This is a genomic window from Aeromonas bivalvium (assembly GCF_046078285.1).
GTDB lineage: Bacteria > Pseudomonadota > Gammaproteobacteria > Enterobacterales > Aeromonadaceae > Aeromonas > Aeromonas bivalvium.
In genome coordinates this window covers 230,549-249,843 of sequence record NZ_JBGXBV010000001.1, presented here as the reverse complement: position 1 = coordinate 249,843, position 19,295 = coordinate 230,549, and the positions used below count along the sequence as shown (strand labels likewise).

The 19,295-nt window shown below is 64.8% G+C and carries 19 protein-coding genes; 7 read left to right on the top strand and 12 right to left on the bottom strand.

Annotated features, from left to right (window positions below; genetic code table 11):
* Positions 1–25: 25 nt before the first annotated feature.
* Positions 26–1,180: a murein transglycosylase A gene (gene mltA / locus ACEUCR_RS01035; RefSeq protein ID WP_408774594.1), complete on the bottom strand. Its 1,155-nt coding sequence runs from the start codon at positions 1,178–1,180 to the stop codon at positions 26–28.
* Between the two features lie 150 nt (positions 1,181–1,330).
* Here mltA and ACEUCR_RS01030 point away from each other — a divergent pair, with 150 nt between their 5' ends.
* Positions 1,331–1,576: a DUF1289 domain-containing protein gene (locus ACEUCR_RS01030; protein ID WP_392441014.1), complete on the top strand. Its 246-nt coding sequence runs from the start codon at positions 1,331–1,333 to the stop codon at positions 1,574–1,576.
* Between the two features lie 82 nt (positions 1,577–1,658).
* Here ACEUCR_RS01030 and fruA read toward each other — a convergent pair whose 3' ends face one another.
* Genes fruA through fruB form a run of 3 tightly spaced genes read right to left on the bottom strand, consistent with a single transcriptional unit; the run spans position 1,659 to position 5,487 of the window.
* Positions 1,659–3,383 (bottom strand): PTS fructose transporter subunit IIBC, encoded by a 1,725-nt coding sequence (fruA, locus tag ACEUCR_RS01025; protein ID WP_111872686.1) that lies wholly within the window; start codon positions 3,381–3,383, stop codon positions 1,659–1,661.
* Positions 3,380–4,387 (bottom strand): 1-phosphofructokinase, encoded by a 1,008-nt coding sequence (pfkB, locus tag ACEUCR_RS01020; RefSeq protein WP_408787561.1) that lies wholly within the window; start codon positions 4,385–4,387, stop codon positions 3,380–3,382. The genes fruA and pfkB overlap by 4 nt, the downstream gene beginning before the upstream one ends.
* Entirely contained in the window at positions 4,387–5,487 is a 1,101-nt protein-coding gene (gene fruB / locus ACEUCR_RS01015) for a fused PTS fructose transporter subunit IIA/HPr protein (protein ID WP_408787559.1), read from the bottom strand. Before fruB ends, pfkB begins: the two co-directional genes overlap by 1 nt.
* Before the next feature lie 335 nt (positions 5,488–5,822).
* Between fruB and cra the strand changes: the two genes are divergently transcribed.
* The 4 genes from cra (at position 5,823) to ACEUCR_RS00995 (ending at position 9,656) form a co-directional block, all read left to right on the top strand.
* Positions 5,823–6,806 (top strand): catabolite repressor/activator, encoded by a 984-nt coding sequence (gene cra, locus ACEUCR_RS01010; protein ID WP_408787557.1) that lies wholly within the window; start codon positions 5,823–5,825, stop codon positions 6,804–6,806.
* A gap of 324 nt (positions 6,807–7,130) precedes the next feature.
* Positions 7,131–8,324 carry an aromatic amino acid transport family protein gene (locus ACEUCR_RS01005; protein ID WP_041998157.1) on the top strand — a complete coding sequence of 398 codons (1,194 nt, stop codon included), beginning with the start codon at positions 7,131–7,133 and terminating at the stop codon, positions 8,322–8,324.
* Between the two features lie 235 nt (positions 8,325–8,559).
* Entirely contained in the window at positions 8,560–8,964 is a 405-nt protein-coding gene (locus ACEUCR_RS01000) for an MbcA/ParS/Xre antitoxin family protein (RefSeq protein WP_041998159.1), read from the top strand.
* A complete protein-coding gene (locus ACEUCR_RS00995; RefSeq protein ID WP_041998161.1) occupies positions 8,964–9,656 on the top strand; it encodes an RES family NAD+ phosphorylase in 693 nt (230 codons plus the stop codon). Before ACEUCR_RS01000 ends, ACEUCR_RS00995 begins: the two co-directional genes overlap by 1 nt.
* 88 nt (positions 9,657–9,744) lie before the next feature.
* On the opposite strand, the gene ACEUCR_RS00990 is transcribed toward ACEUCR_RS00995, so the two are convergent.
* Positions 9,745–11,136, bottom strand: coding sequence for a DEAD/DEAH box helicase (locus tag ACEUCR_RS00990; RefSeq protein WP_111872682.1), 1,392 nt, complete (start codon positions 11,134–11,136; stop codon positions 9,745–9,747).
* Between the two features lie 314 nt (positions 11,137–11,450).
* Between ACEUCR_RS00990 and ACEUCR_RS00985 the strand changes: the two genes are divergently transcribed.
* On the top strand, positions 11,451–12,257 hold the full coding sequence (locus tag ACEUCR_RS00985; RefSeq protein ID WP_408787555.1) for a substrate-binding periplasmic protein: 807 nt from the start codon (positions 11,451–11,453) through the stop codon (positions 12,255–12,257).
* Positions 12,258–12,338: 81 nt separating this feature from the next.
* On the opposite strand, the gene aroC is transcribed toward ACEUCR_RS00985, so the two are convergent.
* Together aroC and prmB are read right to left on the bottom strand one after the other, a co-directional pair.
* Positions 12,339–13,427 (bottom strand): chorismate synthase, encoded by a 1,089-nt coding sequence (gene aroC / locus ACEUCR_RS00980; protein WP_111872680.1) that lies wholly within the window; start codon positions 13,425–13,427, stop codon positions 12,339–12,341.
* Between the two features lie 12 nt (positions 13,428–13,439).
* Positions 13,440–14,375 (bottom strand): 50S ribosomal protein L3 N(5)-glutamine methyltransferase, encoded by a 936-nt coding sequence (gene prmB, locus ACEUCR_RS00975; RefSeq protein WP_041997246.1) that lies wholly within the window; start codon positions 14,373–14,375, stop codon positions 13,440–13,442.
* Between the two features lie 79 nt (positions 14,376–14,454).
* Between prmB and smrB the strand changes: the two genes are divergently transcribed.
* Positions 14,455–14,979, top strand: a complete 525-nt coding sequence (gene smrB / locus ACEUCR_RS00970) for an endonuclease SmrB (protein WP_041997169.1) — start codon at positions 14,455–14,457, stop codon at positions 14,977–14,979.
* Between the two features lie 111 nt (positions 14,980–15,090).
* On the opposite strand, the gene ACEUCR_RS00965 is transcribed toward smrB, so the two are convergent.
* The 5 genes from ACEUCR_RS00965 to ACEUCR_RS00945 form a co-directional block, all read right to left on the bottom strand.
* A complete protein-coding gene (locus ACEUCR_RS00965; protein WP_408746662.1) occupies positions 15,091–15,318 on the bottom strand; it encodes a DUF4287 domain-containing protein in 228 nt (75 codons plus the stop codon).
* Between the two features lie 41 nt (positions 15,319–15,359).
* Positions 15,360–15,758: a GFA family protein gene (locus ACEUCR_RS00960; protein ID WP_041997163.1), complete on the bottom strand. Its 399-nt coding sequence runs from the start codon at positions 15,756–15,758 to the stop codon at positions 15,360–15,362.
* Between the two features lie 174 nt (positions 15,759–15,932).
* The gene (locus ACEUCR_RS00955) at positions 15,933–17,381 is read right to left on the bottom strand and encodes a chitinase (RefSeq protein WP_408787553.1); all 1,449 of its coding nucleotides are present in this window, start codon (positions 17,379–17,381) and stop codon (positions 15,933–15,935) included.
* 251 nt (positions 17,382–17,632) lie between these two features.
* Positions 17,633–18,817 (bottom strand): methyltransferase, encoded by a 1,185-nt coding sequence (locus tag ACEUCR_RS00950; RefSeq protein WP_408787551.1) that lies wholly within the window; start codon positions 18,815–18,817, stop codon positions 17,633–17,635.
* 134 nt (positions 18,818–18,951) lie between these two features.
* Positions 18,952–19,281: a YbaB/EbfC family nucleoid-associated protein gene (locus tag ACEUCR_RS00945; protein ID WP_041997156.1), complete on the bottom strand. Its 330-nt coding sequence runs from the start codon at positions 19,279–19,281 to the stop codon at positions 18,952–18,954.
* Positions 19,282–19,295 lie beyond the last annotated feature (14 nt).

Below are 19,295 nucleotides of genomic sequence, written 5' to 3'. Positions count from 1 at the left end.
GGGCCCCCATGGCGACGCCGGGGGCTCAGAGCCAGGGGGCCGCCGTCGGGCCATGGCCCAGACCCAGCTTCCAGACCCGGCCAAAGTGCTTGTAGTGGCCGGCGGCCACACCGGCCTTCTCCCCCATGCCGTGGTAGAGATCCAGGTGACCGCGCTTGACGGCGCCACCGGTATCCAGGGCGATGAGCAGGCGCAGCTGATGCTTGCCGGTCCAGTTGCCCGCCTCGTCCAGCAGGGGCACTTCCGCCAGTATGGGGGTGCCCATGGGCAGCAGGGTGCGATCGGCGGCGACCGAAGCCATGGCAAGCAGGGGGATCCCGGCCGAGCCGATCACGTCGTTGGTGGGGCGGCGCTCGAAGAAGACATAGGAGGGGTTCTGCTCCACCAGCTCCTTGACGCTCTCCTCCGGCTGGGCATTGGCCCACTCCTTGATGGCCTTGAGGGACATCTTCTCCTTGGCCACCTCCCCTCTGTCGATCAGTACCCGGCCAATGCTGACGTAACCGTGACCGTTCTTGCCGCTGTACCCCAGGTATTGCAGGCGATCATCGTCCCCGTAGTGGACGAAACCCGACCCCTGCACGTCCATCAGGAAGTTGTCGATGAGGGACTTGCTGTACCCCAGCTCCAGGCCGCGATTGGCCAGGGCGCCCCGGTGGATCTGGGCGCGGGAGGGGCAGCGGCCGCCGCAGTTGGGCATGGCGTAGAGGGGGTACTTGAATTCGCGATCCGGGCGATGGCGCACCTCCAGCACAGGGGAGTAGTAACCGGTGAACAGTATGTTGCCCATGCGATCGGCGCCCCCCATCTGGGCCAGGCTGATGCCATATTGTCCGATGCGAGCGGGATCCCCCCCCTGGGCGACCCAGCGCGACAGCTGGCGATAGAGCTCGCCATAGCGTGCCGCCATCCGGCTCGAACGCTGGGTCACCAGCTGACTCTGGGCCTGGAAGCGGCTGAAATCGCGGGATGCCTGGCTGTTGACCTGGGTGACGTGCACCAGATCGCTGGGCAGGGTGCCATCGAGATACTGCTTGCCCAGATTTTCCACCGGGGCACAGTTGAGAAAACAGGCCTCGTCAGCGGCCTTTGGCTTGGGGAGAGGGGCCGGCTGCGGCTCGCCGGCACAACCGGCCAGGCCCAGCACGGTTGCGGCCAACCAGTATGCGTGTCTGTTCATAAGTCCTCATTTAACACCGAGTGCCAGATCCGGCGTGGAAGATGCCAAATTTACCCGTGGAAAGCAAACGGCCGGGGCCCGGAGCCAGACTATTTTTTCAATCCTTATCATCTGGGTTATAACAGGGTAACAAGGCATGAGGATCCGGGCATGGAACAGCTGGAAATCTTTCCCCTGCAGAGCCCCTGTATCGGGGTCTGTCAGTTGAACAACAAGGGGTATTGCAAGGGGTGCTTTCGCAGCCGGGCGGAGCGTTTCAACTGGCTCGCCATGACCCCGGGCCAGCAGCAGGAGGTGATGCGCCTGTGCCGGGGTCGCAAGGCCCGGGTGCTGGCGGCCAAGCGCAAGGCCGAGGAGGCCGCCGCGCCCCAGGAGCAGCCGGGCTGGGACTTCTGATCTCCCCTCCCCCAGATGAACAAAGGCGACCCCAGGGTCGCCTTTGTCGTTGCTTACGCCGGCGTCACATCCGCCGCAGGGCTCAGGCCGTGGCCAGCTTGGCCGGGGCCTCGGCCCGCTTGAGCATGGCGTAGCTCACCCCGGTCAGCAATGAGCCTGCGGCGATGGCCACTATGTACATCCACACATGGCTGATGGCATTGGGGATGAAGAGCACGAACAGGCCGCCGTGGGGCGCCACCAGCTCACAGCCGAACAGCATGGAGAGGGCGCCGGTCAGGGCACCGCCCACCATGCAAGCCGGGATGACCCGCACCGGATCCTTGGCCGCGAACGGGATGGCCCCCTCGGAGATGAAGCACAGACCCAGCACGAAGGAGGCCTTGCCCGCTTCCTGCTCCGTCTTGATGAACTTCTTGCCCGCCAGGAAGGTGGCGATGCCCATGCCCAGTGCCGGGACCATGCCCGCCGCCATCACGGCCGCCATGGGGGCATAGGCCTTGGAGGCCAGCAGACCGACCCCGAAGGCATAGGCCGCCTTGTTGACCGGACCGCCCATGTCGAAGCACATCATGGCGCCGATGATGACCCCCAGCAGCACGGCATTGGCCGAGCCCATGTTGTTGAGGAACTCGGTCATGGCATTCATGATGCCGGCCACAGGGCCGCCCACCACGTAGATCATCACCAGACCGGTAAACAGGCTCGCCACCAGGGGAATGATGAGGATGGGCTTGAGCGCCTCCAGGGTCACCGGCAGACGCACCTTGTCGCTGAGGAACTTGGCGCTGTAACCGGCCAGGAAACCGGCGACGATGCCACCGAGGAAACCGGCCCCGAGCGAGCTGGCCAGCATACCGCCAATCATGCCGGGCGCCAGGCCCGGCCGGTCGGCGATGGAGTAAGCGATGTAGCCGGCCAGCACCGGGATCATCAGGGCGAAGGCCGAGGCGCCGCCTATCTTCATCAGGGCCGCCGCCAGGGTCCCCTCCTCCTTGAAGGCCTCGATGCCGAAGATGAAGGAGATGGCGATGATGAGGCCACCGGCCACCACCATGGGCAGCATGAAGGAAACCCCGGTCAGCAGGTGCTTGTAGGGACCGGTCTTCTCCTCTTTCTTGACGGTAGCGCCGCCGCTGTGACGGTACGGCTTGGCCTGCTGCCACGCCTTGTCCAGTTCGCTCTTGGTCTTCTTGAGCGCAGCGCCTGTGCTGGTGTGGTAGAGGGGCTTGCCATCGAAGCGGGCCATGTCCACCTCGATATCGGTGGCGAGGAACACCAGATCGGCGGCGGCAATCTCCTCGGCGGTCAGGGCGTTTTGCGCACCGACCGAGCCCTGGGTCTCGACGCGGATCTCGTAACCGAGCTGCCTGGCGGTATTTTCCAGCGCCTCGGCAGACATGAAGGTGTGAGCCACCCCGGTCGGGCAGGCGGTGACCGCGACGATGCGCTTGCGCGCGCCGCTCGTTGCCGGTGCCTGGGCGCTCGCCTCGTGACGATAGGGGCTGGCGCCTGCCGCGGCGGCGTTCAGCACGGCGGCGGGATCTTGCAGCGCCGCGTCCATCTCGGCGCGGTAGAGTCGCTTGCCCTCATAGGCGGCCAAGTCGACCGGGGCGCTGGCCACCACGATGACCAGCTCGGCCTCGGCAATCTGGGCCGCCGTCGGCACTGTGCGCGCCGCTATGGTGGAGTGAATGTCGCCGATCAGCGTCCAGCCGGCCTGTTCGGCCTGCTGGGTGAGCCGCTTGGCGACAAGAAAACTGGTGGCGATGCCCGCCGGGCAGGCCGTTACCAAGATAGCTTTCATTGGGCATCTCCTGTGGATGTGTGTGATGTCATGTCCTTGCGATCGGCCTGATGGGCTCCCTGGGGCGCCTCGGCATCCAGCCGCGTGATGGTCACTCGTTCGGCAATGGGCTCCAGCGCCGCCGGGTCGGCAAAGCCGACCGCCACCTGGCTCACCGCCAGGGCGGAGGCGGCGGTGGCAAGGCGCAGGGTCTGCGCCATGGGCCAGCCCAGGCTGAGGCCGTGCGCCAGCCCGGCCACCAGGGAATCCCCGGCACCGACCGTGCTGACCACCTGCATGCGCGGCGGTCTGGCCTGCCAGATTTGCTCTTCCCCAAACCAGATCACCCCTTCTGCACCATTGGAGATCACCACCTGGCTCACTCCCCGGGCCTGCAGGGCGCGGGCACACTCGGCCTGCTCCTCTAGGGTGAGGATGGGGCGACCCGCCCACTGGCTGAGCTCCTCCAGATTGGGCTTGATCAGGGTGGGCCCCGCCGCGATCCCGGCCCCGAGGGCCGCGCCGCTGCAATCGAAGATCACCTGCTTGCCCTGCGCCTTGAGGCCGGTGATGAGCCGGGCCACCAGGGCGGTATCCACCCCCTTGGGCAGGCTGCCTGCCAGCACGAACCACTGCCCCTGGCGGGCCAGCGTCTCTATGACGTCATCGAGGGCCAGGATGGCGTCCTCGGCGATGGCGAGGCCCGGCAGGTTGAGGTCCGTGACCCGGCCGGAGCGCTCCGACACCTTGACGTTGATGCGAGTGCTGCCGGGGACGCGCACGAAACAGTCCTCCAGCCCCTTGTGGGCAAACAGGTCGACGAAGGCCTGCTGGTTGTCCTCGCCGAGCCAGCCGGTCAGGCTCACGTCCCGGCCCAGATCCTTCAGGACAATGGCGACATTGATGCCCTTGCCCGCGGCCCGCAGGGAAGCCTCCCCCACCAGGTTCACTTCGCCGGGGTGCAGCTGATCCAGGGCGGCGGTGAGATCGAGCGCCGGGTTGAGGGTGATGGTGACGAGTTTCATCAGTGCGCCCCCTCCCCCAGTCCGGCGGCAATGGCTGCGCCTATGCCGCGCAGGGCCGCCTCGGCGTCCGCCCCTTCGGCGCGAAATTCGAGTCGGTGGCCGCACTTGACCCCCAGGCCGATGACCTTCATCAGGCTCTTGGCGGAGACGGCCTCCCCGTTGCCATCCAGGTTGGCGACCCGGATATCGGCCTCATACTCCTTGGCCACCTTGACCAGCATGGCGCCGGGACGGGCATGCAGACCATGGGGGTTGATGATGGTGAAGGTGTCGGCCAGCCCCTTGGCCGGTCCGTTTTGCAGCAGGGCCAGCCCCTCGCCGCCCGCCAGGGCATCGAGTTGACCGGCCCCCGCCAGGGCCGCCAGGTTGTCGAGCTGGGCGAGATGGGATTCATCCTTGCCACACAGCAGCAGCAGGGCCTTGACCGTCTGTTCGCCCTCACCGAGGGGTCGGGTCGGGGTCGCCAGCACCCAGCCACTCTGCTGCGCCTTTGCGCTGGCCAGCCAGACCCCCTGGCCCAGCGCCGAGGGGCCGCGCGCCATCAGGGCGCTCACCATGTCGGCGCCACCCCAACCGGCAGACTTGGCGCGGGCGGCCGCCCCCAGCAGCAGCTGATCCAGATCGTCGGCGGGGAAGTCGGCGAGGGTCAGGTACTGCACCTCGGCCGGGGCACTCGCCCCGGTCAGTATGTCGATGATGGTGGCGGCATCCCCGGCCTCCTTGAGGGACTGGGCGGCCTGCTCGTCACCCAGGACCTGGGTGAGCTGGCGCAGGATGCCCAAGTGCTCGTCGGACTTGGCGGCGATGCCGATGGCCACATAGGCGATCTGCCCGTCATCCCACTCGATCCCTTGCGGGAACTGGGCCACCATCACCCCCGTCTGTCTGACCAGGTGGCGGGTATCCGTGGTGCCGTGGGGAATGGCGATGCCGCTGCCAAGGTAGGTGGCGTGCTGGGCCTCCCGGGCCAGCATGCCCTCCACATAACCCGCCTCCACCAGACCGGCCGCGGTCAACTGCCCGGCCAGCAGGGCGATGGCCTCTCCCTTGCTGGTAGCGACCTGGTTCAACAGGATCTGCTCTTGCGCCAACTTCAACATACTCTCTCTCCATCCGCTTGAGGCGGCCCGCTTGGCCCCCTGGATTGCGCTCAATGATAATGGGTGCTGATGATTGCCCGGGCGTGCTGCCCTGCCTGTTTCACAATAGACCCGGTTGCATCCTTTTGTGGGATTTATCAACCATTTGGCTCTGCTTGCTGACAAGCTGAATCGTTTCACTTACACTCAGACTGAATCGTTTCAGCCATTTGATCAAGTCCCCGCACTTCCCTTGCATCGATGATATGATCCGGCGCACACTTTTCGCGTCACGACCGCATGAGGAGGGTGGGATATTGCACTCTTTGCACGCCAAACAAGACAGGGCCAACCAGATGAAACTCGATGAAATCGCCGCCCTCGCCGGTGTCTCGCGCACCACGGCCAGTTATGTGATCAACGGCAAGGCCGACCAATATCGCATCAGTCAGGCGACCCGCGACAAGGTGATGGCGGTGGTCGAGGCCCACAACTATCGCCCCGACAGCCGCGCCGCCTCCCTGCGCGGCGGCCAGACCCGCACCCTGGGTTTCATCCTGCCTGATCTGGAGAACGCCAGTTATGCCAAGCTGGCCAAACGGCTGGAACAGGGGGCACGTGCCCAGGGCTACCAGTTGCTCATCGTCTGCTCGGAAGATGAGCCCCAGACGGAAAAGGCTCTGTGCGACATGCTGATCAGCCGCCATGTGGATGCCCTGCTGGTCGCCAGCTGCCTGCCCCGGGGAGACTCCTGGTATCAGGAGAAACAGGCCGCTGGCACCCAGGTGATCGCCATCGACCGGACCATGGACCCCGACCGCTTCATCAGCGTCGCCAGCGAAAACCGCAAGGCGTGCGAGGCGCTCACCGCCTCCCTGCTGCGCCCGGGACTGGCACACATCGCCCTGATCAGCGCCCTGCCGGCCCTCACCATCAGCCAGGAGCGCCGTCAGGGGTTTCTGCAAGCCCTGGCCGCAAGCGAGGCAACGCCGCACCTGTGCGAGGGGGAGCACTTCTCCCGCGCCGAGGGCTACCGCCTGATTGGCGAGCTGCATCGCCGCCTCGGCACCCTGCCCCAGGCCCTGATCACCACCTCCTACATCATGATGGAAGGGGTGCTCGACTACCTGCTGGAGCAAGAGGCCGACATGAGCCGCCTCGCCATGGCCACCTTCGGCGATGACCGCCTGCTCGATTTTCTCCCCTTTGGCATCAACTCCCTGCCCCAGCGCCACGACGCCCTGGCCACCCTGGCCCTGTCGCTCGCCTTTTCAGCCATCCATGGCGACTATCAGTGCGGCCTGCACTACATAGGCCGCAGCCTCAAGACCCGCCGCTGATCTCCCGCCCGCCCCTGCTCCAGGCAGGGTGCGGGTTCGCCGCCAACCCGACCACCTTGTCGCCGAGTTTTTCACCACACGGCGCCAGACTGTCACTATTTATTTCCAGATATCTCGCAAGAAAATGGCATATCCCGCTATCACGGGCTTGTTTCCCCTTTTTTGATCCGTTAGCTTGGCAACTCACTTTTACAAACGACAGGTTTTGAGTACAGATGCGTCTGCTGCGATATTGCTAGCCTCCGGACGGACCCGGAGGCGCCCCATCCCGTTTAGCCACAGCCGCCCGTGCGGCCCCCTTATCATCAATATCGGACTGGACCCATGAATACCAAGACGCTCGGCGCGACCCTGCTCATCGCAGGCACCACCATAGGGGCAGGCATGCTGGCCCTGCCGCTCGCCTCCTCCTCCCTCGGCGGCCCCGCCACCCTGGCGCTGATGCTGGGGCTCTGGGCCCTGATGGCCTTCACCGCCATGTTGCAGGTGGAAGCCAGCCTCACCACCGGCAAGTGGTACCTGCACCAGCTCGCCGATCAACTGCTCGGCCCCTGGGGCAAGGGGGTCGCCTCTTTCTGCATCCTGATGCTGTTCTACTCGCTGGCCTCCGCCTACATCAGTGGCGGCAGCAGCCTGCTGGCCCAGGCCCTGGCGGATGCGGGCATGCACCTTGGCCAGGAGCAGGCGGCCTGGATCTTCACCCTGCTGTTTGGCGGCATGGTGTGCGTAGGCACCAGACAGGTGGACTACCTCAACCGGCTGATGTTCGCCGTGAAACTGCTGATCATGGTGGCGGTGCTGGCCCTGCTCTTGCCCCGCGCCGAGGGACAGCATCTGCTCTCCCTGCCCCTCGGCCAGGGTTTGCTGCTGGCAGGCCTGCCGGTCATCTTCACCTCCTTCGGCTTTCATGGCTCCATCCCGAGCGTGATGCTCTACCTGGGGGATTGCCCCAAGCGGCTGCGTCGGGTGTTCGTGTGGGGCTCGGCCCTGCCCCTCATCCTCTACGTGCTGTGGCAGGTGGCCATCCTGGGCCTGCTCGGGCAACAGAGCCTGATCCAGAGCGGCGGCGCCCTGGACAGCCTGCTGGCAAGCGTCGGCAAGCTGGTAAACTGGCCCGCCTTCAATCAGGCGATGCACCTCTTTGCCGACCTGGCGCTGGCCACCTCCTTCCTCGGAGTGACCCTGGGCCTGTTTGACTTCATGGCCAAGGTGACCCGGCGCAAGGACAATGCCGGCGGGCGCCTGCAAACCGGGCTCATCACCTTCGTCCCCCCCCTGCTGTTTGCCCTCTACTTCCCGCAAGGCTTCATCATGGCGCTTGGCTACGCCGCCATCGCCCTGGCCATACTGGCGGTGCTGCTGCCGGTGGCCCTGGTGTGGCAGAGCCGCAAGCAGGCCGAGGCTCACCACTACCGCGCCCCGGGCGGCGTGGTCGCCCTCGGTCTGGCCGGCGCCATGGGGGTGCTGATCGTCGGCGTCCAGGTGAGCGTCAGCCTGGGCCTGCTGCCAGCCCTTTGATTGAACCTGACATCGAGCGAGCCGCACAAAGCCCCGCCAGCCCCGTTGGCGGGGCTTTCTTACATCAGTGGAGCGGAGCAGGCCCGTCCCCCCATGCCCCAATCATGCCAGCACGCTGAAACATCAATGTTCCAATCTGCGAAATCTGTCCATATATGTACATTGAGACGCAAGGCTCCTACACTGAAATCAGTGTGCACCAGCCCTTGTTGAGGGGCTGCAACGAGGAGGACATATGGCCCACGCAGCACAACACCCCGTGAAAGATGGCGCAGTCGACCCCAGCAAGGCGCTGCCTGTGGTGTTTCGCATCCTGGAGAAATGGCACTGCACGACCGATGAGCAGCTGACCCTGCTGGGCATCTCATCTCGTTCAACATTGAACAAATACAAGGAGGCGAGCGGCGGTATTCGCCTGAGTGTGGATATGCAGGAGCGGATGAGCTACATCCTCAACATCCACAAGAGCCTGCGCCTCTTGTTCAGCATCGATGAGAGCATCTACGGCTGGGTACGCAAGCCAAGCAGCCACCCCTTCTTCGCCGGGCGCAGCGCCATGGATGTCATGCAGGGAGGGCGGGTGGCCGATCTCTATGAGGTGGCAACCCGCTTGCACGCCTGGCGTGGGGGCATGGCCTGATGACAGCCGCCCCGCCCCTGAGCGAGTTTGACGATCAGCAGGCCTTTCGCATCATTCCAAGCCGCTATCCCCCCATCTGCCTCTATGAGGATGTGGCCAACGCGGACGAGCTGGAAGCGGTCTGGGCCCTGGAAGCCCTCACCAACGACAGGTTGCGGGAAGAGGCCGGTGAACTGGATCGGGTGCCGAAAGAGGATTGGCTGGTGGGGCTGGCCGGCAGCAGCTATGTGATGGCCGCCTTCACCCACCTGCATCCTGAAGGGGCCCGCTTCACCACCGGAGATTTTGGCGGTTACTACTGCGCCCCACTGCTCGATACCGCAGTGAAAGAGACCGTCTATCACCAGGAGCGCATCTTCGGCTACACCCGGGAGCCTGCCCAGAAGCTGCAGATGCGGGTGCTCCATACCGAGTTCTGCGCCCGCCTCGTCGATATCCGGGCAGAGAGTTATCTCGCCTCCCCCCTCTATCACGCTACCGACTATGGGCCGTCCCAGGCGTTTGCCAGGGAGCAGCAGGCACAGAGCCGGGATGGCATCCACTACCGCTCGGTGCGCCACAACGGCCACGACTGCTACGTGCTCTACCGCCCCCGCCTCATCACCAAGATCCATCAGACCCGGCACCTGGAGTACCACTGGAACGGCAGCGCCATCGCCAATGTGCTGGAGATCAGGCTCTATGGGGAGTGAATATAAGCCCCGGACATGAAAAAGCCCCGCCAGATTGGCGGGGCTTTTTTAGCAACCGGACAGCCGGGGAGCCTGGCTCCCTGGCCGCTTACTGGTTGTGGCTGGCGCGGCGGGGACGACGGGCCTGGGCCGGCTTGCCGGCAGCGGCGCCGTCGGGACGAGCGCCGTTACCGGAGCGCTGGCCACCGGCACCGGCGGAGCGACCGCCGCCATTACCGGCTCGGCCGGCACCCTGACGCTGGCCCTGACCCTGCGGGCGGGGCGCACGGCGCGGCTCGCTCGGATCGCGCGGCTCTTTGCGCAGGGGCGCGCCGATACCACGGGCAATGTTGTCCAGGGTCTCGCGGGAAGCTTCGAAGCCAGCCACCTGCTCGCACGGAATGTTCTGCTTGGTCAGACGCTCGATGGCCTTGATGAGCTTGCCTTCATCGGCCGCCACCAGGGAGATGGCATGACCGGTGGCGCCGGCACGGCCGGTACGGCCGATGCGGTGCACATAGTCTTCCGCCACGTTGGGCAGCTCGAAGTTGACCACTTGCGGCAACTTGTCGATATCCAGACCACGAGCGGCGATGTCGGTCGCCACCAGCACCTTGACGCTGCCATCCTTGAAACCGGCCAGGGCACGGGTACGGGCACCCTGGCTCTTGTTGCCGTGGATGGCGGCGGCGCTGACGCCGTTCTTGTCCAGGGTCTCGGCGACTCGGTTGGCCATGTGCTTGGTACGGGTGAATACCAGCACCTGCTGCCAGTCGTTGCTGGTGACCAGGTGGCTCAGCAGGCCAATCTTGTTGGCCTTGTCGCAGGGGTGCACCAGCTGCTCGATACGCTCGGCGGTGCTGTTGCGCGGGGCCACTTCGATCACCGCCGGGTTGTCCAAGAGGCCGGTGGCCAGCTCGCGGATCTCGTCGGCGAAGGTGGCGGAGAAGAGCAGGTTCTGACGCTTCTTCGGCAGCAGGGCCAGGATGCGGCGGATGTCTCGGATGAAGCCCATGTCCAGCATGCGATCCGCTTCGTCCAGCACCAGGATCTCCACTTCGTCGAACTTGACGGCGTTCTGGTTGTAGAGATCCATCAGGCGGCCCGGGCAGGCCACCAGCACGTCCAGACCACGGCGGGTTGCCATCATCTGCGGGTTGATGCTGACGCCGCCGAACACGACGTGGCTGCGAATGGGCAGATGCTTGCCGTAGTTGCGCACGCTCTCGCCCACCTGGGCGGCCAGTTCGCGGGTCGGCGTCAGCACCAGGGCACGAATGCGGTTCGGAGAAACCTTGCGCTTGCTCTCGGTCAGACGTTGCAGCATGGGCAGGGTGAAGCCTGCGGTCTTGCCGGTCCCGGTTTGGGCCGCCGCCATCAGGTCACGGCCAGCCAGGACGGCCGGGATCGCTTGTTGCTGGATGGGGGACGGGGTGTCGTAGCCTTGTTCGGCGACGGCACGGAGCAAAGGCTCGGCCAGACCGAGGGAAGTAAAACTCATAGTTACCTGCTAGGGATTTGGGGCGCCGGGGATTTGTGGTGGGGCTCCTCTGCCGAGCCGATGCCATCTCACAAGATCTGGGCCTATTGAGAAAACAACGATTTTCCCCGGGGAGCAGAGCAAAGGGGAAAGAATAGAGGCGCAGTCTAACGGAGTTGGCGCAGTTACACGAGAAAAATGTGATGGGCCTCCCAGCATGGTTGGAAAAGCCGCCCCTGGCGAGACAGAATGGCCATGATGTCACTCGTCGGGATTGGATCACTGTCGCCATGGATCCACGATGAGCCCAGGCACACAGCGACAGGGAGGTCTGCTTGTTCGGGATACACATCACCATTGGCCGCGCGCTTGGCCCCGGTCTGCTGCTCGCCCTGAGCCTGCCCCTTGGCGCCAGGGAGCCCTTGTCGGTGGCCTGGAGCCACTGGCCGCCCCTTAGCCAGATAGATGCCAACGGCGAGCTCGGCGGCCTGGACGTGACCCTGACTCGCCAGATCCTCGGCAAGGCCGGTCTTGAGCCTAGATTTCGCAACCTCCCCTGGGCCCGCACCCTGCACCTGATCGAGCGCCGTCAGCTGGATGTGGCCATGGGGGCCCTGGATACCCCGGAGCGCCGACGCTTCGCCCGCTTCTCCATCCCCTACCGGCGCGCCCATTTCGTGCTGCTCGGCCATCAGCCTGCGCCAGAGGCCGCCGACCCCTGGCAAGGGATAACAAGCCTCGCGGATCTGTGCCGGCAATCAGGGTTGCGCCTTGGCAAGCTCAGGGGCACCCGCCCCCTGCCCCTCGGCGACCCCTGTCCCACCCTGGGGACCGCCCGCGAATACAACTCGGACGACAGGCTGATCGCCCTCCTGCTGGCACGGCGCCTCGATGGGGTCATCATGGAGTGGCAATACGCCCATCACCGGCTGACTCAGCTGGGGGCCAACGACTTCATCCGCTGCCAGCTGCTGTTGCACCGACAGCCGGTCAGCCTGATGTTCGCCACGGAGGCGGTGAGCGAGGAGACATTCGCCCGCATCGATGCCGCCATCGCCGCCCTGCCCCCACCGGATCCCGCCTTTGCGCCGCCCCGCTGCCACCTTGACGCGACCCGACTCCCAGCACCATCGACGCCCTGAGGCCGGCACAGTCCCACGAAAAAGGCGACCCTGGGGTCGCCTTGTCGTCTCTGGTGATCACTCATCCTAGCCTTTGCGCGATCAGCGCAGCTGCGGCGTGGCGGTATGCACCCCGGCATTCTGGGCTCGGTGGCGCAGCAGGTGATCCATCAGCACCAGGGCCAGCATGGCCTCGGCGATGGGGACGGCGCGGATGCCGACACAAGGATCGTGACGACCCTTGGTGATCATCTCGGTGGCCTCGCCGCTGGTATTGATGGTCTTGCCCGGTACCGTGATGCTGGACGTGGGCTTGAGGGCCATGCTCACCAGGATATCCTGACCCGAAGAGATGCCTCCCAGGATGCCGCCGGCATGGTTGCTGGCAAAACCGGCCGGGGTCATCTCGTCGCGATGCTCGGAGCCTTTTTGCTCCACCACGGCGAAGCCGTCCCCTATCTCCACCCCTTTCACCGCATTGATGCCCATCATGGCGTGGGCGATGTCGGCGTCGAGGCGATCGAACACCGGCTCCCCCAAGCCCACCGGCACGTTGCGGGCGATCACAGCCACCTTGGCGCCTATGCTGTTGCCCTCTTTTTTCAGGGCCCGCATGTACTCGTCCAGCGCCTCCAGCTTGCCCGCATCGGGGAAGAAGAAGGGGTTCTGCTCTATCTGATCCTGCTCGAACGCCTCGGCCTTGATGGGGCCGAGCTGGGAGAGGAAACCGACGATCTCGATGCCATGCACCTGCTTCAAGTACTTCTTGGCAATGGCCCCCGCCGCCACCCGCATGGCGGTCTCGCGGGCCGAGGAGCGGCCGCCGCCGCGATAGTCACGCTGACCGTACTTCTGGTGGTAGGTGTAGTCGGCGTGACCCGGACGAAACAGATCCTGAATGTCCGAGTAATCCTTGGAACGCTGATCTGTGTTCTCGATGAGCAGGCCGATGGAGGTGCCCGTGGTCTTGCCCTCGAACACCCCGGAGAGGATCTTCACCTCGTCCGCCTCGCGGCGCTGGGTGGTGTAGCGGGAGGTGCCGGGCTTGCGCCTGTCCAGATCGATTTGCAGATCCGCTTCGCTTATCTCGAGCCCCGGCGGGCAGCCGTCGACCACGGCGCCGAGCGCCGGACCATGGCTCTCGCCGAAGGTGGAGACCCGAAAGAGTTGGCCAAAACTGTTCCCTGCCATGCTTGCTCCTGCTTAGTTCTTGTAGATGGCGAAATGATCTTGATACTGCACCAGCTCGGCGCGGGTCATCACGAACACCCCGTGGCCGCCGTTCTCGAACTCGACCCAGGTGAAGGGCACCTCGGGGAACTGGGCCTCCAGGTGGATCATGCTGTTGCCCACCTCGACCACCAGCACGCCGTCATCCTTCAAGAAGTCGGCCGCATGGGCCAGCAGGCGCTTGGTGAGCTTGAGACCGTCTGAGCCCGACGCCAGGGCCAGCTCCGGCTCGTGACGAAACTCGTCCGGCAGATCCGACATGTCTTCGGAGTCCACATAGGGCGGGTTGGAGACGATGAGATCGTACTTGTCACCGGCCGGCAGATCCCGGAACAGATCCGAGCGGATGGGGATGACCTGCTGCTCCAGCCCGTGATCGTTGATGTTGCGCTCGGCCACGTTGAGGGCATCGACGCTGATGTCGATGGCATCCACTTCCGCGTGGGGAAATTCGTGGGCCATGATGATGGCGATGCAGCCGGAACCGGTGCACAAGTCCATGATCCGGGTCGGTTCGTCTTTCAGGAAGGGGGCGAAGCGGTTGGCCACCATCTCGGCGATGGGGGAGCGAGGAATGAGCACCCGCTCGTCCACGTAGAACTCCCAGCCCGCATACCAGGCCTTGTTGGTCAGGTAGGCGGCGGGCACCCGCTCCTGCACCCGGCGGATGATGAGCTCGGCGATGCGATGGCGTTCGGTCGGGGTCAGACGGGAGTGGCGCATGCCCGGATCCACGTCCGGCGGCAGATGCAACGCAGGCAGTACCAGCTGCACCGCTTCATCCCAGGCGTTGTCCGTACCATGGCCGTAAAAGATACCGGCGTCGTTGAAACGACTCATGGCCCAGCGCAACATGTCCTGGATGGTGTGCATCTCGGCAACCACCTCGTCGATAAATATCTTGTCCAAATCCACCTCCAAGTCGAGTAATATCCGGCCCGAGCCCCTGTATAGTGGGCAAGATGCATACCTGATAAATGAGTCTCTGATGAAAAAAACGCCCTCACCCACAGACGAGGAGAGCCTGCTGTTTCGCGAGGCGATCAAAGGTACCCGGAAAATCAAGCAAGATACCTTAAGGGCCGAGTTGCGCCCGGTCAAGCAGAAACGCGAATTGCGTGAGAGCCGCGAAAAGCTTGGGGTTGACCACTTTTTCAGCGATGAATATCAGCCCCATCTGGAAGAGGATGGCCCGACCCGCTACGTCCGTTCCGACGTCTCGACCTTCGAGCTGAAAAAGCTCAAGCGCGGCAGTTATCCGCCGGAGATTTATCTGGATCTGCACGGCATGAACCAGCATCAGGCCAAGCAGGAGCTGTCAGCCCTGCTGACCCTGTGCCGAAAAGAGAACCTTCACGTCGCCTCCGTGATGCACGGCATCGGCAAGCATATCTTGAAGCAGCGACTCCCGGGCTGGCTGGCCCAGCATCCCAATGTGCGAGCCTTCCATCAGGCCCCCCGGGAATGGGGGGGCGAGAGCGCCATCCTGGTGCTGCTGGATATCGAGGAGTGACCCCTTCCCCGCCCGGAGTTGCCCTGGGCGGGCGCCATGAAAAAACCACCGACAGGCTGCGGTGGTTTTTTATGGGTGAGGCCCGGGTTCAGCCTCCATCCTGGCGCGCCGTTACACCACGCGAGGCGCTGCGGGCTGCGCCAGATGGTGGGCCACCAGGGCATTGGCATGGCCGTGGCCCATGGCATGTTCAGCCTTGAGCCAGGCCACCAGGGCCATGTGTTTGCGCTCCTCCCGCCCCGCCAGCAGGGCCAGCCAGTGGGCGATCGGCTGGCCGTAGGCCTGCTCGATGGCGGGAAAATAGGAGGCAGGCCCCCTCACCTTCTGTTGTTCATCCATCACTGGCTCTCCTCGGGGTTTGCGCCAACACGGCAACAGGCTCAGGGCTTGGGGGCAAACAGATCGAACACCTGCTGCCCGGTCAGGGTGGGCGTCTCGTTCTTGAGCTCATAAAAGTCCGGCTTCTCGTCGATGAAGACCTGACTGGCCAGCTCGAAGTGCTGCGTCTGGAACAGACCGGCGGACAGGATGTACTCGTCCGTCGGCAGCAGATGGTAGAAAAGATGGGTGCCGCAGGTGGGGCAGAAGCCGCGCTCCGCCCACTCGGAGGAGCGGTAGGCCACAGGGGCCAGCCCCTTGAACTGCACCCCGCCGCCGCAATGGACCGCGAACATGGGCCCCCCTGACCAGCGCCGGCACATGGTGCAGTGGCACAGGCTGATCTCCTTGTGTTCATCGCTCGAGACGGTGATCCCGCCGCACAGACAACGTCCTTGCATAACGCCTCCTTGAGGTTGATCCGGGCCGGCACTTTGCCTGGCCCAGGTTCACAGAGGAGTAGCATGGCCACCCCTGCCATGCCACTGACCATATTGAGGGCCCGGCACCCATTCCCTGCCGGCGGAGTCCGGCCCCATGAGGACGGCAGAGAAGGCAGCGCCCCTGCCCTCGATTCAACTCGCGGGGATCAGGGCCCAGGGATCCCCCTGGCCGGGCTCGTTGCCTTGCGTCCACCACTTGGCCTGGTAGAGAGCCCCCTGGAAGCTGACCTTGTCCCCGGCGACATAGACCTGGGTCGCGCTCCAGGCCGCCACGCCGCCGACGGGGGGCGTGGAGGGGTCGGTTGGCGGCGTCAGCTCGGCCACGATGCGCACCTTGGGCCAGTTGGCGTGGGAGCCATAGAAGTTGGTGACGCACTTCTGGTAATCCCCCGGCACCAGGGCCGAATAGGCGGTCTGGAATCCCACCAGCTCGCACTCGAACGAATAGCCGCCGGGTCTGTCCGGGTAGTATTTCCAGTTGCCGTCCCAGTTGGTGTAGAGCACGTCGGTGGCGCCATTGAGGTTCAGGCTGCCATAGGGGGTCTGCTGCCAGCAGGTGTTCTTCTCGTCGCTCGCGACCGGGATCTGGTAGTGAGCGGCCAGCCCTTCCCAGTAGCGGATGCGATTGACCGGCTGCCCCTTGTCCTTGTTCTGCTCGCCACACTCTATGCCGCCGTTGATGACGTTGATGGTGGTGCCAAAGCCGTAGCCGATACCCGCATCCTGCTCGCGCTGGGAAGGCACCCAGGTTCTGTCGATCACGTGCAGCATGGCGGGTTTGGGGGCCTGCGGGGTCAGGAAGAACCAGATGGCGGAAGCCAGATTCAGCCAGGAGTCCGCCACCAGCCCGGGGTTGTTCAGCAGCACGCTGGCATCGCCGTCGAACATGGCCTCGGAGAAGGCGCCGTAGTTGAAGTGATAGGAGAGTTGTTTCGCACCGCGGCCAAAATACCCCTGTCCGCTGGCACAGGGCCACTTCTTGTTCTGCCAGTCATTCTGGCCGCAGCCCGTGGTGTAGCCCAGTTGCCCCTCGGCCCAGCCCATCTCCCGCACATGGACCAGGGCCTGTTGCCACTCCTCCAGGGCCAGAGGGTTGTCCGAGACGTTCTCCTTGGCGATGTGGCCGCCGGTCTCCTGGGCAAAGTGGGCGAAGGCGGTGATGATGGATTTCTTGCAGATGGCATCGGCGTCGCGGCCATCCGTGTACTCTCCGCAGAACGCCGGGAACTTGCCCACCGCCCGCAAGAAACGCTCATAGGTGTATTCCGGCGCCGCCATCTGGGTCAGAAAGTCCCATTCGGACTCTGGGAACACCCGTTCGACCCGCTTGACGTTGTCAGGATTGCTCGCCGCCCTGGGATAAATGGCCTCCACGATCGTGTTGGACCGGGTCGCCAGCGCCTTGGACCAGAGGGCATACATGGGGTTGGCCGTCTTGGCCTGGGCCTGCGCCTCGACATCGGCCTGGGCGATGACATAGCCCCCGGCCAGCTCGGGATCTGGCTGGATAGTCATGGCGGCGTGGCCTGGCAGGGCGCAGGCCGCGGCCACCAGCCAGGCGCAACGGGTGATGTTCAACATGGGTAACCGTCCTTGTCTCAGATGAAAACTCAGCCGAGCATAGGCAGGTCAAGAACTAAATTTACAGGGAAAAATAAGAAATCTGATGAATTTGTGAGCCGACTCACTGCCTGATCACTCTGTCAGCAAGAAGGCTGTGCGCCGCCCCGCCAGCACGGTTTCCCTCTGCTAAACCGAGCGAGGCAAGGGGATAAACACCAAGAAAATCAGGGGGCCACCCTATCCCCACCGCCTGCCTGGCCAAGGCAGACTCAGCCACGCACGGCGCGGATCAGCAGGTTGCGCGGGGTCATGGGCTTGGCGCAGAACTCGCCAAGCTCCACCCGGTAGCCCTGCTCTTGCAGGAAGAGGGCGCGATCCAGCCCGAGCCAGATCTCCAGAGGACGGCGAAACAGGTGGCGCACCAGCTCCATGCGGGCGACGTCCCCATAACGCGCCTCCCCCCGAGCCAGCAGGCCGTCGTAGTCGAGCCCGGCAGGCAGGGCTATCCCCTTGCGCTCGGCGGCCCAGCGGCAGAAGGCCTCGAAGCTGCCGGTGAGCAGGCTCTTTTGCATATTGGGCACAGGCAGATACGCATCCACCCCGCGCACCTGGCGCTGCAGGCAGTCAAAGCCAAGGCGCCACACCACCTCCAGCTCCCGCAAGCGGGCGATGCGGGCGCCGCCGGTGACCGTCTCTTGCAGGGGCAGGCGCAAGTCTGCCTTGCTCAGCCCCAGGGTACTGGCCCGGGCCGCCCCGGAGAGGGGGCGATAGTGGGTTCCCCGGATCAGGTGATAGCAACAGGGGGAGAGGGTCACGCCGCGGGCGCCGCGCGCCGCCACCCCCTCCAGCAGGTGGGTATGCAGCTCGCCACAGGCATGGAGCGCCATGGCGTGATGTTCTGGGGCGATCAGCGCCACCGACTCGGCGGCGAAGGCATCGGCCTCGATGAAGCGCATGCGGGCGCCGTCCCGCTCGGCGAGCCTGCGTCCCTCCTCGCACAGCGCCCCCTGCCACTCCAGGCTGGTCACCTCGGCACGGCGGTGAACCGAGAGCAGCCGACCCAGGTGTCCCTTGCCGGCGCACCACTCCAGGTAGGGCCCCGCATGGGGGGGCAGGCAGCCGGTGAAGGCCTCGATCTGGGCCTGCTTGCGACCCGGCATGTGCAATGCCATGGCCTTGCCGCACTCGACGGGGTCGGCCTCAAAGCGGGTCAACTCGCTCAGGGCCTGCAACTCGGCGCCCTGGGGGATCCAGGGGGCCAGCAGACTGGCCAGGGCAGCCATGTCGCCATCGAGCCGGTTCAGCTCCTCCAGGCTCAGGCCGTCGAGCAGGGCCGCCAGCTCGGGAGCCTCGCCGGCAAAGGCGATCGCCAGGTGATGATAGGGCTGGTACTGCCACCAGGGGCGACAGACGGTCAGCAGGTGATCGAGGCGTTCGAAGCGTTGGGCCAGCACAAGGGGCTCCCTGAGGGGGAAAATGAGAGGGCGCTATTGTAGCCATCCTGCGCCAGATTGCACCCGCCATGATGGCCGGCGCCCAATGAAAAAGGGGCCACAGGGGCCCCTCTTTGACTCGACTGGCAAGCGCCTTAGAACGGCAGCTTCATGCCGGGGGGCAGTTGCATGCCACCGGTCAGCTCGCCCATCTTGCTCTTGTTCTGCTCTTCGACCCGGCGCACGGCGTCGTTGCAGGCGGCGGCCACCAGATCTTCCAGCAGCTCCTTGTCATCTTCCATCAGGGAGGGATCGATCTCGATGCGACGCACGCTGTGGCTGCCGGTCATGGTGACCTTGACCATGCCAGCGCCCGCTTCACCCGTCACTTCCATCAGGGCCAGCTGCTCTTGCATCTTCTGCATGCGCTCTTGCATCTGTTGGGCCTGTTTCATCAGGTTACCCATTCCACCTTTACCAAACATATGTCGTCTCTCGC

What these genes read in the sequence shown, in the direction of transcription:
- mltA (WP_408774594.1), bottom strand. Translation starts at nt 1,180, where the DNA reads ATGAACAGACACGCATACTGGTTGGCCGCAACCGTGCTGGGCCTGGCC.
- ACEUCR_RS01030 (WP_392441014.1), top strand. Translation starts at nt 1,331, where the DNA reads ATGGAACAGCTGGAAATCTTTCCCCTGCAGAGCCCCTGTATCGGGGTC.
- fruA (WP_111872686.1), bottom strand. Translation starts at nt 3,383, where the DNA reads ATGAAAGCTATCTTGGTAACGGCCTGCCCGGCGGGCATCGCCACCAGT.
- pfkB (WP_408787561.1), bottom strand. Translation starts at nt 4,387, where the DNA reads ATGAAACTCGTCACCATCACCCTCAACCCGGCGCTCGATCTCACCGCC.
- fruB (WP_408787559.1), bottom strand. Translation starts at nt 5,487, where the DNA reads ATGTTGAAGTTGGCGCAAGAGCAGATCCTGTTGAACCAGGTCGCTACC.
- cra (WP_408787557.1), top strand. Translation starts at nt 5,823, where the DNA reads ATGAAACTCGATGAAATCGCCGCCCTCGCCGGTGTCTCGCGCACCACG.
- ACEUCR_RS01005 (WP_041998157.1), top strand. Translation starts at nt 7,131, where the DNA reads ATGAATACCAAGACGCTCGGCGCGACCCTGCTCATCGCAGGCACCACC.
- ACEUCR_RS01000 (WP_041998159.1), top strand. Translation starts at nt 8,560, where the DNA reads ATGGCCCACGCAGCACAACACCCCGTGAAAGATGGCGCAGTCGACCCC.
- ACEUCR_RS00995 (WP_041998161.1), top strand. Translation starts at nt 8,964, where the DNA reads ATGACAGCCGCCCCGCCCCTGAGCGAGTTTGACGATCAGCAGGCCTTT.
- ACEUCR_RS00990 (WP_111872682.1), bottom strand. Translation starts at nt 11,136, where the DNA reads ATGAGTTTTACTTCCCTCGGTCTGGCCGAGCCTTTGCTCCGTGCCGTC.
- aroC (WP_111872680.1), bottom strand. Translation starts at nt 13,427, where the DNA reads ATGGCAGGGAACAGTTTTGGCCAACTCTTTCGGGTCTCCACCTTCGGC.
- smrB (WP_041997169.1), top strand. Translation starts at nt 14,455, where the DNA reads ATGAAAAAAACGCCCTCACCCACAGACGAGGAGAGCCTGCTGTTTCGC.
- ACEUCR_RS00965 (WP_408746662.1), bottom strand. Translation starts at nt 15,318, where the DNA reads ATGGATGAACAACAGAAGGTGAGGGGGCCTGCCTCCTATTTTCCCGCC.
- ACEUCR_RS00960 (WP_041997163.1), bottom strand. Translation starts at nt 15,758, where the DNA reads ATGCAAGGACGTTGTCTGTGCGGCGGGATCACCGTCTCGAGCGATGAA.
- ACEUCR_RS00955 (WP_408787553.1), bottom strand. Translation starts at nt 17,381, where the DNA reads ATGTTGAACATCACCCGTTGCGCCTGGCTGGTGGCCGCGGCCTGCGCC.
- ACEUCR_RS00945 (WP_041997156.1), bottom strand. Translation starts at nt 19,281, where the DNA reads ATGTTTGGTAAAGGTGGAATGGGTAACCTGATGAAACAGGCCCAACAG.